We start from the raw sequence: 15,397 nt of genomic DNA on the forward strand, positions 1-15,397 counted from the left end.
AGGGAGTGGGGAGTTTGACCTACTGTCCAGCGCAGACCGCAGGCCTAGCGTGATGCTGAAGTCCTCGGCTTCCACTCCCCAAAAAACCAACAACAGCAGACGAAAAAAAGGCAGCCCGAAAGCTGCCTTTGATCTGAAGTGCCAATCCGGCACGAACGTCAGGATTACTCCGTGCGTTCACCCGCTGCCGGTGCGGCAGGCTGCTCAAACGGCAGGCTCATGTCGCGCAGGTCGCGTTTGGTTTCGACCAGCACCAGCGGGCTGGCGTCCAGCTGCGGTGCCGGTGGACGCTCGCGTGGCACATGGATGGGTTTGGGTTCGGCTGCCATCGCAGCTTGTATCTCCGCGATCTTGCTGGCGTCGGAGTTGACCCATTGCAGACCCGAGGACTGGGCCACCTGGGCCAGGTCCTGCAGCGGCAAGTCGTAGGTCTGGACTTTCGGCAGCGCGCGTGCTGCGGGGGCAGCAGCGGCCGGCGCGGCGGCCGCTGGCCGGGCGATGGCGGGTGCGGCGACAGGTGCCGGTGCTGCAGCTGCTACAAATTCAGTAGCTGCTGGCGCACGCGTTTCCTGGGCTGCAGCCTGATTTTGCTCAAAGCTTTCAGCGGCAGCGGGGGCTGCGCCTTCTGCCTGGCCCTCGGCCGGCTGGTCGCTGCGCTCTGAACGCTCGCGGCGGTCGCGGCCATAACGGTCACGGCTGCGGCGCTCGCGCGGCTGGCGGTCCTGGCCTTCTTCCTGACCTTCAGCGCGCGGCTGGACGTCGGTGGAAGAGGCGGGCACCACCGGGTTGCCGGCTTCATCGAGGCCGGCCACGACGGCGGGATGCGCTGCATCAAAGCTGTCGGCCTGGGCGGCGGCCGCGGGTGCGGTGCTGCCGTCCGTGCGCTCGTCACGACGCTCGTTGCGACGGCCTGCGCCGCGCTCGCCGCGTTCGCCACGCTCACCGCGTGCTTCACCACGCTCGCCGCGTTCACGGCGACCCTGGCCTTCGGCGCGCGGCTGGCGCTCGCCGTCACGGCCGGCGTCCTGTGCCGGACGTTCCTGGCGCGGCGCGGCATCACCTTCGTTCATGGCTGCGGCCATGGCGGCCTGGTTGGCCAGTGCCAGATCCTGCTCGATGGAGTCGCGTGCCGGGCGGTCGGCCCGTTCGCCACCGCGCTCGGCACCACGTTCGCCACGACCACGGCGGCTGCGTTCACCACGTTCGCCGCGGCCTTCGGTTTCGCCCTGGCCTTCAGGACGGGGTGGCCGCTCTGCGCGCTCGGGGCGGGCCTCGTTGCTGCGACCTTCGGGCCGTGCTTCACCGGCGGGACGTTCCTGGCGGATACCTTCGGCGCGGCCATCGGCATTGCGCTCGCGGCGCTCGCCGCCACGGCCTTCACCGCGCTCACCACCGCGGCCTTCACCGCGCTGGTCCGGACGGGCTTCGCCACGTCCTTCGCCTGGGCGGCCTTCGCCGCGGCCACCACGGCCGCCACGGCCGCCGCGTTCACCACGGCCACCGCGCTCGCTGCGTTCACCCCGTTCGCCGCGCTGCTCGTCACGCCGGCCTTCGCCGCGTTCGTCTTTTTTTACTTCCTTGACGGGCGCCGGTGCGGGTGCCGCTTCTGCGCCTACAAAAAATTCCTTGAGTTTGGCAAAGAAGCTTTTTTCCGCCGGAGCCGCAACCACAGGCCGGACCGGCTGCGCCGCCACCGGGGCAGGTGCGGGTGCCGGCTTGGGCACGGCGATGGGTGCCGGTGCATCGGGCAGCACGCCCTTGATGATGGGTTCCTGCTTGTTGTGCTTTTCCTGGCTGCGGCGGGTGACCGTGGTCGGGTCTTCCATCTCCTCGGCCATCTTGTAGCTCGCCTCGATGTTGTCCAGGCGCGGGTCGTCGTGTTTCAGGCGCTCGAGCTTGTAGTTCGGTGTTTCCAGCGTCTTGTTGGGCACCAGCAGCACGTTGATGCGCTGCTTCATCTCGATCTTGGCGATCTCGGAGCGTTTTTCGTTGAGCAGGAAGGACGCGACATCGACCGGCACCTGGCACAGCACCGAGGCCGTGCTGTCTTTGAGCGACTCTTCCTGGATGATGCGCAGGATCTGCAGCGCCGAGCTTTCGGTGTCGCGGATGTGGCCGGAACCGCCGCAACGCGGGCAGGGAATCGAGGCACCTTCCGACAGGGCGGGGCGCAGGCGCTGGCGGCTCATTTCCATCAGGCCGAACTTGCTAATGGTGCCGAACTGCACACGCGCGCGGTCCTGGCGCAGCGCGTCACGCAGGCGGTTTTCGACGTCGCGGCGGTTGCGCGACTCTTCCATGTCGATGAAGTCGATGACGATCAGGCCACCCAAATCGCGCAGACGCATCTGGCGCGCGACTTCGTCGGCGGCTTCCAGATTCGTGCGGGTGGCGGTCTCTTCAATGTCGCCGCCCTTGATGGCACGCGCCGAGTTGACGTCCACCGACACCAGCGCTTCGGTGTGGTCGATCACGATGGCGCCGCCCGAAGGCAGCTGAACGGTCCGGGCATAGGCCGACTCGATCTGGTGCTCGATCTGGAAGCGGCTGAACAGCGGCGCGTCGTCGCGGTAACGCTTGACGCGGTGCTCGTGCTCGGGCATCACGTGGGCCATGAACTGGCGCGCTTGTTCGTAGACGTCGTCGGTGTCGAACAGGATGTCGCCGATGTCGCTGTTGAAGTAGTCGCGGATCGCGCGGATCACCAGGCTCGATTCCTGGTAAATCAGGAAGGCGCCCTTGCCGCCCTTGCCGGCGCCGTCAATCGCGGTCCACAGCTTGATCAGGTAGTTCAGGTCCCACTGCAGCTCGGCGGCGCTGCGGCCGATGCCGGCGGTGCGGGCAATGATGCTGGCGCCGGCCGGGTATTCCAGCTGGTCCATGTTTTCCTTGAGCTCGGCCCGGTCTTCGCCTTCAATACGGCGGCTGACGCCACCGCCGCGCGGGTTGTTGGGCATCAGCACGACGTAGCGGCCGGCCAGCGAGACAAAGGTGGTCAGGGCGGCGCCCTTGTTGCCGCGTTCTTCTTTTTCGACCTGGACCAGGATTTCCTGGCCTTCACGGATCACGTCCTGGATGCGCGCCTGGCTGACCGACACGCCCTGGGCGAAGTACTGCTTGGAAATTTCCTTGAACGGCAAAAAGCCGTGGCGGTCTTCACCGTAGTCGACAAAACAGGCTTCGAGCGAGGGCTCGACACGTGTCACGACGGCCTTGTAGATGTTGCCCTTGCGCTGTTCGCGCCCTTCAATTTCGATTTCGTAGTCGAGGAGTTTTTGTCCGTCGACAATGGCCAGGCGGCGTTCTTCCGACTGGGTGGCATTGACCAGCATGCGTTTCATGGGGGTTCCTTCGTTCTTCTGTCTCAAACATCACTGCCCGAAAAACGGGCAAACGACGCCGGGAGCAGACGCTGTGCGAACGTGGGGAATTGCCGGAGAGCTTTTGACGCGCCATGGCGACTGAAAAAATCAGTCAGCGGAGCGGTCTGGGCGTAGGCGCGTGGATGGGGCGAATCGGGGTCTGACAGGGGTTTGCTACCAAAAAAGTAGCTGCTTGCGCCCGTGAAACAAGGGCTGGCGGCTGATCCATGCCTGAAAGCGGGGCTAAAAAGCGCCGCAGGCACAGATACATCAGTTCAACCAGTGTTGTTGTCAAAGGGCTACCCATTCCAAGACCAGATTTCACCTGGATCCGTGTCCAGCCCGTGGGGCTGAACACATCGTATTCCGTAGTTGTATTCGCAAAACGTCGACTCGTCTGCACAACATGTTCCTGCCGCGGGGTGCCTGGCACCGTGCGCTTGCGGGCATTTGCTGCCAGTGGCGTCGACCTTCCAGCAAGGCTGTTGCAGTGGGTTGATGGGTGTGTGGACTAAACTCCCAGACAAATCAACCACTTACAGCTTGTCGCTAGTGAAACACATTATAGGCGCAGGTTCAGGTAAAACACGCCGCCCGGGTAAACCCCTGACGGCGACGCAGCCTGACCGACCCAGACCCCCGCCACCTCTGCAAGCCCCGCCGGAACTGCCCGCGAAAGCGGCCCCACAGGCCACGCTGGTGACAGTGGACGCTGACTTTGCGGGCCAGCGCCTGGACAACTTCCTGATCCGCCAGCTCAAGGGTGTGCCCAAGACCCACGTCTACCGCATCATCCGCAGCGGGGAAGTGCGCATCAACAAGGGCCGGGCGCAGGCCGACACCCGGGTCGAGGCCGGCGACATCGTGCGCCTGCCGCCGGTGCGCACCTCGGAGCGGGCCGACGAAAAGGCCAAGGCCATGGCGGTGGAGGTGGCCCGCCACGGCGCCGCGTCCACCACAGGTGGTTACGCGCCGTCACGGGAGTTCCCCATCCTGTTTGAAGACGAGCACCTACTGGCCATCGACAAACCGGCCGGCGTGGCCGTGCACGGCGGCAGCGGTGTGGCTTTTGGCGTGATCGAGCAACTGCGCATGGCGCGGCCCGAGGCGCGGTTCCTGGAGCTGGTCCACCGGCTGGACCGTGAAACCAGCGGCATTTTGCTGGTCGCCAAGAAAAGGGTGGCGCTGAAAAACCTGCAGGAGCAGTTTCGCGAGCGCGAGACCGACAAGATTTACCTGGCGCTTGTCAGCGGCGCCTGGCCGGCCAATCAAAAAGTGCTGGACGCTTCCCTGCAGAAATACCTGTTGCCCGACGGCGAGCGCCGCGTGCGCGTGGTGCCGAAGGACCATCCGGACGCCATGCGCGCGGTGACCCTGGTCAAGGTGAAAGCGGCGCTGGCTGCGGCCGGGCGCGATTTCACGCTGCTCGAAGTGACCATCAAGACCGGCCGCACCCACCAGATCCGTGTGCACCTGGCCAGCGCCGGCCACCCGATTGCCGGCGACGACAAATACGGCGACTTCGAACTGAACAAAGCCTTGCAAAAAGAAGCTGGCGGCGCGGCCCTCAAACGCATGTTTCTTCATGCCTGGCGGTTAAAGTTCACCCATCCGTCCAGCGGCAAACGCATTGACCTGCTGGCCGCGCTTCCCCCCGATCTCGAGAGTTTCACCGCCCATGCCACGCCCGTCCCCCCCGCTCAACTTTGACCTGATTGCCTTCGACTGGGACGGCACGCTGTTCGATTCGACCAAAATCATCGTGCGCTGCATCCAGGCGGCGGTGCGTGACGTGGGCGGCACCGTGCCGACCGACGAAGCCGCCGGTTATGTGATCGGCCTGGGGCTGATGCAGGCGCTGGCCCATGCGGCGCCCGATGTGCCGCCCGAGAAGTACCCCGAACTCGGCGCGCGTTACCGCCACCACTACATCGGCCACCAGAACGACATCAGCCTGTTTGACGGCGTGCTGCCGCTGCTGGCCGCGCTCAAGGCGCGCGGCCACCTGCTGACGGTAGCGACCGGCAAGAGCCGGCACGGCCTCGATGAAGCGCTGCAGGCGGTCGAACTCAAGGGCCGGTTTGACGGCTCGCGCACCGCCGATGAAACCGCCGGCAAGCCGCACCCGCGCATGCTGCATGAGCTGATGGACGAGTTCGGCGTGAGCCCGGCGCGCACGCTGATGATTGGCGACACCACACACGACCTGCAGATGGCGCTCAATGCCGGCTGCGCCAGCGTCGGGGTCAGTTACGGCGCGCACGAAAGTGCCGCCTTTGACGCCCTCCAGCCGCGCTTTGTCGCCCATTCCGTGCAGGACCTGCATGACTGGCTGGCCCGCAACGCCTGACAAATGGCCCCCACGTTTGTCACTTCGTGTACTGCACTGCCCCCCGAGGGGGCGCTGCGCCTGCGGCCCGGCAAAGCCGGTTCCGCGGCCCCGGCTGGTGAAGAGGCCGCCCCGACCTTGTCGCTGCGTTGTGGCATGGATGGCTCATGCAATGAATGAATTGTTGGTTGCCCTGTGTAAATCCAGTGAGCTGGCCGATGGCGGGCAGGCCGTGCCCTTCGACGTGAACTACGCGGGCCAGACTTGCCGCGCCTTTGCCGTCCGCTTCGAGGGCCGGCCCCACGCCTACCTGAACCGCTGCAGCCACGTGGCGATGGAACTTGACTGGCAACCCAACCGGGTGTTCGACGACAGCGGCCAGTGGCTGCTGTGCGCCAGCCACGGCGCGGCCTACCGGCCTGACACCGGCGAGTGCAGCGGCGGCCCCTGCCAGGGCGGGCTGGTCAAAATTGACATTTCCGAAGGCGAAGGCCTTGTTTTCTGGCACACGTCCTACAAACTTAAAACATTGGAGTTCTAAACTACCCGTATGAATGATTCAAACCGCACCGATCCGTCCGACACCCCGGATTTCGATCCAAACAGGCACTCAGCCCAGCAAACACGGGCGCAAATAGCTCCTGAAAACGTAGCAAACCGCAACGCCCTGGGCACCGAGCCGGGCTGGGAGCGCGCGACGCTGGAGAAGCTGGCGTTTGCCGCGCTCAACGAGCAGAAGGCCACGCGCCGCTGGAAAACCTTTGTGCGCCTGTCCTGGCTGGCCTTTTTTGTGTTCCTGGTGTGGTTTGCCATGCACCGCAGCACCGCCACCAGCGTGAGCACGCCGCACACCGCGGTGGTGGAACTCAAGGGTGAGATTGCCGATGGGGCCGACGCAAGCGCCGAGTTCATCAATGCCGCGCTGCGCGCCGCGTTTGAAGACGAAGGCGCCAAAGCCGTGGTGCTGCTGATCAATTCGCCGGGCGGCAGCCCGGTACAGGCCGGCATGATGAACGACGAGATCGTGCGCCTCAAGGCCAAACACAAGAAGCCCGTGTATGCCGTGGTGGGAGAAACCTGCGCTTCGGCGGCGTATTACGTCGCCGCCTCGGCCGACAGGATTTTTGTCGACAAGGCCAGCATCGTCGGCAGCATCGGCGTGCTGATGGATGGCTTCGGCTTCACCGGCCTGATGGACAAGCTGGGCGTCGAGCGCCGCCTCATGACGGCCGGCGAAAACAAGGGCTTCCTCGACCCGTTCAGCCCGCAGACCGACAAGCAGCGCGTGTACGCCCAGGCCATGCTGGACCAGATTCACCAGCAGTTCATCACGGTGGTCAAGGCCGGCCGCGGCAAGCGCCTGAAGGAAACGCCGGAGATGTTCAGCGGCCTGTTCTGGACCGGCCAGCAGGCCATCGAACTGGGCCTGGCTGACCAGCTCGGCTCGCTTGACTATGTGGCCCGCGAAATCGTCAAGACCGAAGAAATCATCGACTACACGCGCCGCGAAAACGTCGCCGAACGCCTGGCCAAGAAATTTGGTGCAGCCATCGGCGACGGGGCGATCCGCACGCTGAAGACAGTGCCTGCGATTCGCTGAAACAGCACGCAGCCGCTGGCCGGCTGCCAGGTAAAAAAGCCCGCTCGCTGCGGGCTTTTTTTATTGTCCCACGCGGGTTCAGCGGCCGATGCAGAACACCGTGGGCAGGGCCAGCGGCGCCGCAGGCTTGTCGCGTTTCCAGGTGCTGACCGACGCGCTGCGCGACCAGCCGCCGGGCAGGCTCAGGCCGCAGCTCAGGGCCAGCCGCGTGCCCGGCTGCAGCGTCTGCAGCAACGCCTGCAGCAAGGCGGTGTTGCGGTAGGGCGTTTCAATGAAGATCTGCGTCTGGCCGGTCTTCAGCGCCAGCGATTCGAGTTCGCGGATGCGCTGGCTGCGTTCGCCGCCGTCCTGCGGCAGGTAGCCGACAAACGCAAAATGCTGGCCATTCAGTCCGCTGGCGGCGAGTGCCAGCATCAGCGACATCGGCCCCACCAGCGGCAGCACCTGCAGGCCCAGGTCATGCGCGGCGCGCACGACGGACGAGCCCGGGTCGGCAATCGCCGGCATGCCGGCTTCGCTGACCAGGCCGATGTCCCGGCCGGCCAGCGCAGCCGCCAGCAGCGGGCGGGCGTCGAAGTTGCCGCCATGGTCGCCCTTTTTATGCACCTCGCGCGGCAGTTCCTGGATCTGCTGCGCCTGTACCGGCTGCTGCAGCGGCACCACCTCGCCCACCCGTTTGAGGTAGGCGCGTGTGCTTTTGGCGTTTTCACAAATCCAGCTAGACAGGGTCGCCGCGACCTGCAGCGTGCCCAGCGGCATCACGTCCTGGAGCGGGGCCTGCACGTCACAGCCGAAATCCAGCGGTGCGGGCACCAGGTAAAGCCGGCCTTTGGGGGCGGCGGTCATGGTTTCCCCCCGCGTGCCGGCAGCAGCGGGATGCCGGCGGCCTGGAGCATCCGGCAGGTGCGTATCAGGGGCAGGCCGACCAGGGCGGTCGGGTCGTCGTTTTCGATGGCCTCCAGCAGGGTGATGCCCAGCCCTTCGCTTTTGGCGCTGCCGGCGCAGTCGTAAGGCTGCTCGGCCTGCAGGTAGTTTTCGATCTCCTCATCGCCGAGTGCGCGAAACTGCACTTTCACCGCGGCCAGGTCGGTCTGTTCAAACCCGCTTTGCAGGCAGACCACGGCCACGGCGGTCTGGAACACCACGCTCTGGCCGCGCATCTGGCGAAGCTGGGCAACCGCATTGGCATGGTTGCCGGGCTTGCCGAGGGCCTGCCCGTTGAGGTCGGCGACCTGGTCCGAGCCGATCACCACCGCGTCGGGGAAAGCCGCGGCCACGGCATGCGCCTTGGCCAGGGCCAGTCGCCGGGCCAGGGCCACCGGGGCTTCGCCGGGCAGCGGGGTTTCGTCGACCGCGGGGGAGGCCACCTCAAAGGGGATCTGCAGGCGTTGCAGCAGTTCACGGCGGTAGGGCGAGGTCGAGCCCAGGATCAGGCGGCGCGCTGTGGGACGGGCGGCGCCGCTGCGGGCGGCGGGAGAAGGTGCAGGGTTCATGCGTCGATTCTCTTACACTGCTGCCATGTCCAGACATCTTCACGCCCGCCGGCTCAACATGCAGGCCTTCGCCCAAGAGGGCAAGCCGCTCGTCGAAAGCACGCCACTATCAACTATGGAGCGCCTGGCGCAGGAAATACATGGGCTGGCGCCCGATTTGGCTGTCAAGTGGGAAGCCCGCGCCGAGCTGCGGCCGCACGCCGGTGCCGACGATGATGTCTGGCTGCACCTGCAGGCCAATGCGACGCTGCCGCTGACCTGTCAGCGCTGCATGGGCGCGGTGTCCACCGCGCTGGACGTGGACCAGTGGTACCGCTTTGTGGCCGACGAAGACATTGCCATGGCCGAGGACGACGAGTCCGAGGAGGACCTGCTGGTGATGGCGCCGCAATTCGACCTGCTGGCGGTGGTCGAGGACGAGCTGCTGATGGCCCTGCCGCTGGTGCCCATGCACGAGGCCTGTCCGGTGGCGCCGGTGTTCAGTGCGGGCGAGGGTGAGCTGGCGCAGCAGGAAGAAGCCAAACCCCACCCCTTTGCGGCCCTGGCCCAGCTGAAAAAGAAAAAATAGCCGCAAAGTCGCGTCTGCGGCAGGACCCCGCCGGCACTGGGCAGGCAGGTTTTAAGGCGGTTGCGCAAGCGGATTTTCAGGGGGCTGGCGCCCGCCTTGCAGTGCCAAGCGGAAAAGCCGCCCGTATCGCGCTATAATGCAAGGCTTGGCGCCAAGACCTTCTCACGGGTTTTGTGCGTAATTTACCCACCCTATACCCCCTCAGGAGCGGATCATGGCCGTCCAGCAGAACAAAAAATCACCTTCCAAGCGCGGCATGCACCGCGCGCACAACGCTTTGACCGTTCCGGGCATTGCTGTCGAGTCCACCACCGGTGAGACGCACCTGCGTCATCACATCAGCCCCACCGGTTTTTACCGTGGCCGCAAAGTGCTGAAAACAAAATCCGAAGCGTAATTCCGCGCTTTAACGACTGGCCCGCACTCATCCTGCGGGCCTTTGTTTTGTTGAAATCCCATTTCCTGACTGCACCGGTCCTGCCATGATCAGGATAGCTGTCGACGCCATGGGCGGTGATGTCGGCCCGCAGGTCACCGTGCCGGCCAGCCTGTCCTTCCTGGACAGCCACCCCGAAGCGGCCATCCTGCTGGTAGGTCAGCCTGCCGTGCTGGCGGCCCACCCGCTGTTTCCCCGTCTTCAGGCCCATTCGCGCTGCCAGCTGGTCGTTGCCACCGAGGTGGTGACCATGGATGATCCGATCGAAGTCGCGCTGCGGCGCAAAAAAGACTCGTCCATGCGCGTGGCGATCATGCAGGTCAAAGAGGGCGCCGCGCAAGCTGCCGTCTCGGCTGGCAACACCGGCGCGCTGATGGCCATTTCGCGCTACATCCTCAAGACGCTGGACGGTATTGACCGCCCTGCAATTGCCGGACAAATCCCCAACGCCAAAGGCGGCGCCACCACCGTGCTCGACCTCGGCGCCAATGTCGACTGCACGCAAGATCACCTGTTCCAGTTTGCGGTCATGGGTTCGGCCCTGGTTGCGGCCATCGCCGACAAATCCAATCCCAGCGTGGGCCTGCTCAATATCGGCGAAGAGGCGATAAAAGGCAGTGAAATCATTAAAAAAGCCGGCGAACTGCTGCGATCTGCCTCTAAAAGTTGTGATCTTAATTTTTACGGCAATGTCGAGGGTAACGATATTTTCAAGGGCGTGGTGGACATCGTGGTCTGCGACGGCTTTGTTGGCAATGTGGCGCTCAAGGCCAGCGAAGGCTTGGCTGGCATGATTGGTGGCTTCATCAAGGCCGAATTTTCTCGCAATATTTTCACAAAAATTGCAGCCATCGTTGCCTATCCGGTGTTATCTGCATTTAAAAACCGAGTTGACCACAGGCGGTACAACGGCGCAGCGCTGCTGGGGCTGCGCGGGCTGGTTTTCAAGAGCCACGGTTCGGCCGATGCGTTTGCCTTCGAGAGGGCCCTGAATCGGGCTTATGATGCAGCTCGCAACAATTTGCTGGACCGGGTGAGGGAACGCATTGCTCACGCGGCGCCGCTGCTGGCCATGGCCGGTGCGCCGCTGGTGGAATCCCCAGCCGTGACGGCACATGCCGAATTGGCCGACCCTACCGCCGCACATTAAGTTATTCATGAGCCCTTATTCACGTATCACAGGCACCGGCAGCTACCTGCCGCCGCGCCGACTGAGCAACGCCGAGCTGGCTGCCGAACTGGCGGCGCAGGGAGTTGAAACCTCCGACGACTGGATAGTCGAGCGCACTGGCATCCGTGCCCGCCATTTTGCCGAGCCCGGTGTTTGCAGCAGCGACCTGGGGGTGGAGGCCGCCAAAAACGCCTTGCAGGCCGCCGGACTCCAGCCCGGCGACATCGATCTGATCATCGTGGCCACGTCGACGCCGGACATGGTGTTTCCTTCGGCAGCCTGCATCCTGCAGAACAAACTCGGCATCGCCGGCTGCGCGGCGTTTGACGTGCAGGCGGTTTGCAGCGGCTTTGTGTATGCGTTGACCATCGCCGACGCCCTGATCAAGACCGGTTCGGCCAGCAAGGCGCTGGTCATTGGCGCCGAGGTGTTTTCGCGCATTCTCGATTTTTCGGACCGCACCACCTGCGTGCTGTTTGGTGACGGTGCCGGCGCCGTGGTGCTGGAGGCGTCCGAGACGCCCGGCATCCTGGCCAGTGACCTGCACGCCGACGGCAAACACGTCGGCATTCTGTGTGTGCCGGGCACCGTGTCCGGCGGCAAGGTGCTGGGCGATCCGCTGCTCAAGATGGACGGGCAGGCCGTGTTCAAACTCGCGGTCGGTGTTCTCGAGGATGCGGCGCGGGCAACCCTGGCCAAGGCCGGCCTGCAGGAGAGCGACATTGACTGGCTGGTTCCCCACCAAGCCAACATCCGCATCATGCAGGGCACCGCGAAGAAGCTCAAGATGTCCATGGACAAGGTGATCGTCACGGTGGACCAGCACGGCAACACCTCCGCCGCTTCCATTCCGCTGGCGCTCGACGTGGCGGTGCGCAGCGGCAAGATCAAAAAAGGCGAGACGCTGCTGCTCGAAGGGGTCGGCGGCGGCTTCACCTGGGGCGCGGTACTCCTGAATCTATAGCAGCTTGCGCCCGTTCTATATGGGCGGCAAGCTGTTTTCATCGATAATTTTATGAAACCTTTTGCTTTTGTTTTTCCCGGACAGGGCTCGCAGGCCGTCGGCATGCTCGACGCTTGGGGCGACCATCCGGCCGTGCGGGAGACGCTGCGGGAGGCCTCGGATGCGCTGGGCGAGGACCTGGCCCAACTGATCAGCCAGGGACCCAAGGAGGCGCTGGGCCTGACCACCAACACGCAACCCGTGATGCTGGTGGCCGGTGTGGCGGCTTACCGTGCCTGGATGGCCGAGACCGGCGCCGCGCCGGCGGTGGTCGCCGGGCATTCCCTGGGTGAATATTCCGCGCTGGTGGCTTCCGGTGTGCTGAGCCTGGCGCAGGCTGCGCCGCTGGTGCGCTTTCGCGCGCAGGCCATGCAGGAGGCGGTGCCTGTGGGCATCGGTGCGATGGCGGCCATTCTGGGCATGGAGGCGTCCCGCGTGATTGAAGGGTGCGCCGAAGCCGCTCGCAGCTTTGGCCTGAACACCGCGGAAGTGGTGGAGGCGGTCAACTTCAACGACCCGATGCAGACCGTGATTGCCGGCAGCCAGGCGGCGGTTGACAAAGCCTGCGAAGTCCTCAAGGCCAACGGCGCCAAACGAGCCTTGCCGCTGCCGGTGTCGGCACCGTTTCACTCCAGCCTGATGAAACCCGCGGCGGACAAGCTCAGGGAAAAGCTGGCGGCGACGGCCTTTGCCGCGCCGCAGATCCCGGTGATCAACAACATTGCGGTCGCTGTCGAAACCGATCCCGACCGCATTCGGGCCGCCCTTTACGAGCAGGCCTTTGGCCCGGTGCGCTGGGTCGAATGTGTGCAGGCCATCAAGGCGCGCGGGCTGACGACCATCGTCGAATGCGGCCCCGGCAAGGTGCTGGCCGGCATGGTCAAACGTATCGATGCCGAACTGACGGGAGTGGCGATGTTCGACCCTGCCAGTCTGGCGCAAACCAGGGAGCTGCTGGCATGAGCGAGATCAAGTTTGAGGGACAGGTCGCGCTGGTCACGGGCGCGTCGCGCGGCATCGGTGCTGCGATTGCACTGGAGCTGGCGCAGCGCGGCCTGAAAGTGATCGGCACGGCCACCACCGACGAGGGCGCCGCCAGAATCAGCCAGGCGCTGGCCGCTTTTCCCGGTTGCGCCGGGCGCAACCTCAACGTGAACGACGTGGCGGCCGCCGAGGCGCTGATCGATGTCATCGTCAAGGAGCACGGCGGGCTGCAGGTGCTGGTCAACAATGCCGGCATCACGCGCGACATGCTGGCCATGCGCCTCAAGGATGAAGACTGGGACGCGGTGCTGGACACCAACCTCAAGGCGGTGTTCCGCATGAGCCGCGCCGTGATGCGCACCATGATGAAGCAGCGTTATGGCCGCATCATCAGCATCACCTCGGTGGTGGGCGCCTCCGGCAACGCCGGCCAGGCCAACTACGCGGCGGCCAAGGCCGGCGTGGCCGGGATGACCCGTGCGCTGGCGCGGGAACTCGGCAGCCGCAACATCACTGTCAACTGCGTCGCGCCAGGCTTTATTGAAACCGACATGACGGCAGGTTTGCCCGAGGAACAACAAAAGGCGCTGCTTGGCCAGATTCCGCTGGGGCACCTGGGCAAGCCGCAGGACATTGCGCATGCGGTGGCCTTTGTGGCGAGCCCGCAGGCCGGTTACATCACCGGGCAGGAGCTTCACGTCAACGGCGGGATGTACATGTAAACCATCCGGCGACTGCCGGGCTGTCCTGCGTCACCATGATCATGAATAATGGGGACGCATGCAGCCTGCAGGCACCGGACCACAAGCCGGGTTTTATCCGTCCGGCTGGCGCGTTGGGGAATCAACCCCAACAACGCTAAAATCACGGATTAATTCACAACCCTCAGAGGGAACTATGAGCGATATCGAAGCACGTGTTAAGAAAATCATTGCCGAGCAACTTGGCGTGGAAGAAGGCCAGGTCACCAGCGAAAAAGCCTTTGTGGCCGATCTGGGCGCTGACTCGCTTGACACCGTAGAACTGGTCATGGCTCTGGAAGACGAGTTTGGCATCGAGATCCCCGACGAAGACGCCGAGAAGATCACCACCGTTCAGAACGCGATTGACTACGCGAACACCCATCAAAAAGCCTAAAGACTCCGGTCTTTTTTCAGCTCGCTCGAAAGGCCTTGGGTCTTTCGGGACTTTCTTCAGGAATTGCGCATGAGCCGTCGCCGCGTCGTTGTGACAGGTCTGGGTTGTGTCAGCCCGGTGGGTAACACCGTGGCCGACTCCTGGGCCAACGTACTTGCCGGAACGCCCGGCATTGACCTGATCACGCAATTTGATGCAAGCAGCTACGCTTGCAAATTTGCGGGCGAGGTCAAAGGCTTCGACATCACGGATTACATCCCTGAAAAAGAAGCCCGGCACATGGACCGGTTCATTCACCTGGGTCTGGCCGCGGCCTGCCAGGCGGTGGCCGACAGCGGCTTGCCCACGGGCGATGCGCTGGGCGAGGAGCTGGCGACACGCATCGGCTGCAACATCGGCTCGGGCATCGGCGGCTTGCCAATGATCGAGCAGACGCACACCGAGCTGACCAACCGCGGTCCGCGCCGGATTTCCCCGTTTTTTGTGCCGGCCTCGATCATCAACATGATCTCCGGGCATGTATCGATCAAGTTTGGCTTCAAGGGCCCCAACATTGCCGTCGTGACGGCCTGTACCACCGGCCTGCATGCGATCGGCCTGTCGGCACGCATGATCGAGCATGGTGATTGCGACGTCATGGTGGCCGGCGGCGCGGAAGCCACGGTGTCGCCGCTGGGCGTGGGCGGTTTTGCCGCAGCCCGTGCCCTGTCGACCCGCAACGAAGACCCGAAGACGGCGTCGCGTCCCTGGGACAAGGACCGGGATGGCTTCGTGCTCGGCGAGGGGGGCGGTGTGTTGGTGCTCGAGGAGTACGAACACGCCAAGGCGCGTGGCGCGAAGATTTATGCCGAGGTGGTCGGCTTCGGCATGAGCGGCGACGCTTTTCACATGACCACGCCCGACGTGAATGGCCCGCGCCGTTCCATGGACATGGCCCTCAAGGACGCCGGCATCAATGCCGGCGACGTGCAGTACCTCAATGCGCATGGCACCTCGACACCGCTCGGTGACCTGAACGAGACGAATGCCATCAAGGCAGCATTTGGCGACCACGCCAAAAACCTGGTGGTCAGTTCGACCAAGTCCATGACCGGGCACCTGCTTGGTGGCGCCGGTGGCATCGAATCGGTGTTTACCGTGCTGGCACTGCACCACCAGAAGATTCCGCCGACCATCAATATCTTCAACCAGGATCCCGAGTGCGATCTGGACTACTGCGCGAACACGGCGCGTGACGCCAACATCGAGGTGGCGGTCAAAAACAACTTTGGTTTTGGCGGCACCAACGGGACGCTGGTGTTCAAGCGCGTCTGA

The 15,397-nt window shown here is 64.3% G+C and carries 15 protein-coding genes; 12 read left to right on the plus strand and 3 right to left on the minus strand.

The window, feature by feature from the left end:
- Positions 1-164: 164 nt before the first annotated feature.
- Positions 165-3,341, minus strand: coding sequence for an Rne/Rng family ribonuclease (locus B7G53_RS15650; protein ID WP_096669338.1), 3,177 nt, complete (start codon positions 3,339-3,341; stop codon positions 165-167).
- Positions 3,342-3,860: 519 nt separating this feature from the next.
- Between B7G53_RS15650 and B7G53_RS15655 the strand changes: the two genes are divergently transcribed.
- The 4 genes from B7G53_RS15655 to B7G53_RS15670 all read left to right on the plus strand — a co-directional run bounded on the left by B7G53_RS15655 (position 3,861) and on the right by B7G53_RS15670 (position 7,291).
- Positions 3,861-5,072 (plus strand): RluA family pseudouridine synthase, encoded by a 1,212-nt coding sequence (locus B7G53_RS15655; RefSeq protein WP_096669340.1) that lies wholly within the window; start codon positions 3,861-3,863, stop codon positions 5,070-5,072.
- Positions 5,041-5,712 (plus strand): HAD family hydrolase, encoded by a 672-nt coding sequence (locus B7G53_RS15660; RefSeq protein WP_096669342.1) that lies wholly within the window; start codon positions 5,041-5,043, stop codon positions 5,710-5,712. Before B7G53_RS15655 ends, B7G53_RS15660 begins: the two co-directional genes overlap by 32 nt.
- A gap of 151 nt (positions 5,713-5,863) precedes the next feature.
- Positions 5,864-6,232, plus strand: a complete 369-nt coding sequence (locus B7G53_RS15665; RefSeq protein ID WP_096669344.1) for a Rieske (2Fe-2S) protein — start codon at positions 5,864-5,866, stop codon at positions 6,230-6,232.
- A 9-nt stretch (positions 6,233-6,241) separates the two neighbouring features.
- Positions 6,242-7,291, plus strand: coding sequence for a S49 family peptidase (locus tag B7G53_RS15670; RefSeq protein ID WP_096669346.1), 1,050 nt, complete (start codon positions 6,242-6,244; stop codon positions 7,289-7,291).
- Between the two features lie 78 nt (positions 7,292-7,369).
- Here the strand turns inward: B7G53_RS15670 and B7G53_RS15675 are convergent, their stop codons facing one another.
- Together B7G53_RS15675 and B7G53_RS15680 are read right to left on the minus strand one after the other, a co-directional pair.
- A complete protein-coding gene (locus B7G53_RS15675; protein ID WP_096669348.1) occupies positions 7,370-8,137 on the minus strand; it encodes an SAM-dependent methyltransferase in 768 nt (255 codons plus the stop codon).
- The gene (locus tag B7G53_RS15680; protein WP_096669350.1) at positions 8,134-8,784 is read right to left on the minus strand and encodes a Maf family nucleotide pyrophosphatase; all 651 of its coding nucleotides are present in this window, start codon (positions 8,782-8,784) and stop codon (positions 8,134-8,136) included. The genes B7G53_RS15675 and B7G53_RS15680 overlap by 4 nt, the downstream gene beginning before the upstream one ends.
- Positions 8,785-8,809: 25 nt before the next feature.
- Between B7G53_RS15680 and B7G53_RS15685 the strand changes: the two genes are divergently transcribed.
- The 8 genes from B7G53_RS15685 to fabF all read left to right on the plus strand — a co-directional run bounded on the left by B7G53_RS15685 (position 8,810) and on the right by fabF (position 15,397).
- Positions 8,810-9,352, plus strand: coding sequence for a YceD family protein (locus B7G53_RS15685; protein ID WP_255250034.1), 543 nt, complete (start codon positions 8,810-8,812; stop codon positions 9,350-9,352).
- A gap of 214 nt (positions 9,353-9,566) precedes the next feature.
- Positions 9,567-9,749, plus strand: coding sequence for a 50S ribosomal protein L32 (gene rpmF / locus B7G53_RS15690; protein WP_096669354.1), 183 nt, complete (start codon positions 9,567-9,569; stop codon positions 9,747-9,749).
- 85 nt (positions 9,750-9,834) lie between these two features.
- Positions 9,835-10,938 (plus strand): phosphate acyltransferase PlsX, encoded by a 1,104-nt coding sequence (gene plsX, locus B7G53_RS15695; RefSeq protein WP_096669356.1) that lies wholly within the window; start codon positions 9,835-9,837, stop codon positions 10,936-10,938.
- A gap of 7 nt (positions 10,939-10,945) precedes the next feature.
- A complete protein-coding gene (locus B7G53_RS15700) occupies positions 10,946-11,923 on the plus strand; it encodes a beta-ketoacyl-ACP synthase III (protein ID WP_096669358.1) in 978 nt (325 codons plus the stop codon).
- 51 nt (positions 11,924-11,974) lie between these two features.
- On the plus strand, positions 11,975-12,925 hold the full coding sequence (gene fabD, locus B7G53_RS15705) for an ACP S-malonyltransferase (protein WP_096669360.1): 951 nt from the start codon (positions 11,975-11,977) through the stop codon (positions 12,923-12,925).
- The gene (gene fabG, locus B7G53_RS15710; protein WP_096669362.1) at positions 12,922-13,668 is read left to right on the plus strand and encodes a 3-oxoacyl-ACP reductase FabG; all 747 of its coding nucleotides are present in this window, start codon (positions 12,922-12,924) and stop codon (positions 13,666-13,668) included. The genes fabD and fabG overlap by 4 nt, the downstream gene beginning before the upstream one ends.
- 175 nt (positions 13,669-13,843) lie before the next feature.
- Positions 13,844-14,083, plus strand: a complete 240-nt coding sequence (gene acpP, locus B7G53_RS15715; protein WP_011484542.1) for an acyl carrier protein — start codon at positions 13,844-13,846, stop codon at positions 14,081-14,083.
- A 69-nt stretch (positions 14,084-14,152) separates the two neighbouring features.
- Positions 14,153-15,397 (plus strand): beta-ketoacyl-ACP synthase II, encoded by a 1,245-nt coding sequence (fabF, locus tag B7G53_RS15720; RefSeq protein ID WP_096669364.1) that lies wholly within the window; start codon positions 14,153-14,155, stop codon positions 15,395-15,397.

It is taken from the genome of Polaromonas sp. AET17H-212 (assembly GCF_002379085.1).
GTDB lineage: Bacteria > Pseudomonadota > Gammaproteobacteria > Burkholderiales > Burkholderiaceae_C > Polaromonas.

Bases quoted from the DNA above. Each gene is read 5' to 3' on its own strand.
- B7G53_RS15650 (WP_096669338.1), bottom strand. From the start codon at position 3,341: ATGAAACGCATGCTGGTCAATGCCACCCAGTCGGAAGAACGCCGCCTG.
- fabG (WP_096669362.1), top strand. From the start codon at position 12,922: ATGAGCGAGATCAAGTTTGAGGGACAGGTCGCGCTGGTCACGGGCGCG.
- rpmF (WP_096669354.1), top strand. From the start codon at position 9,567: ATGGCCGTCCAGCAGAACAAAAAATCACCTTCCAAGCGCGGCATGCAC.
- plsX (WP_096669356.1), top strand. From the start codon at position 9,835: ATGATCAGGATAGCTGTCGACGCCATGGGCGGTGATGTCGGCCCGCAG.
- B7G53_RS15685 (WP_255250034.1), top strand. From the start codon at position 8,810: ATGTCCAGACATCTTCACGCCCGCCGGCTCAACATGCAGGCCTTCGCC.
- B7G53_RS15660 (WP_096669342.1), top strand. From the start codon at position 5,041: ATGCCACGCCCGTCCCCCCCGCTCAACTTTGACCTGATTGCCTTCGAC.
- B7G53_RS15700 (WP_096669358.1), top strand. From the start codon at position 10,946: ATGAGCCCTTATTCACGTATCACAGGCACCGGCAGCTACCTGCCGCCG.
- B7G53_RS15670 (WP_096669346.1), top strand. From the start codon at position 6,242: ATGAATGATTCAAACCGCACCGATCCGTCCGACACCCCGGATTTCGAT.
- fabF (WP_096669364.1), top strand. From the start codon at position 14,153: ATGAGCCGTCGCCGCGTCGTTGTGACAGGTCTGGGTTGTGTCAGCCCG.
- B7G53_RS15655 (WP_096669340.1), top strand. From the start codon at position 3,861: ATGGGTGTGTGGACTAAACTCCCAGACAAATCAACCACTTACAGCTTG.
- B7G53_RS15675 (WP_096669348.1), bottom strand. From the start codon at position 8,137: ATGACCGCCGCCCCCAAAGGCCGGCTTTACCTGGTGCCCGCACCGCTG.
- fabD (WP_096669360.1), top strand. From the start codon at position 11,975: ATGAAACCTTTTGCTTTTGTTTTTCCCGGACAGGGCTCGCAGGCCGTC.
- B7G53_RS15665 (WP_096669344.1), top strand. From the start codon at position 5,864: ATGAATGAATTGTTGGTTGCCCTGTGTAAATCCAGTGAGCTGGCCGAT.
- acpP (WP_011484542.1), top strand. From the start codon at position 13,844: ATGAGCGATATCGAAGCACGTGTTAAGAAAATCATTGCCGAGCAACTT.
- B7G53_RS15680 (WP_096669350.1), bottom strand. From the start codon at position 8,784: ATGAACCCTGCACCTTCTCCCGCCGCCCGCAGCGGCGCCGCCCGTCCC.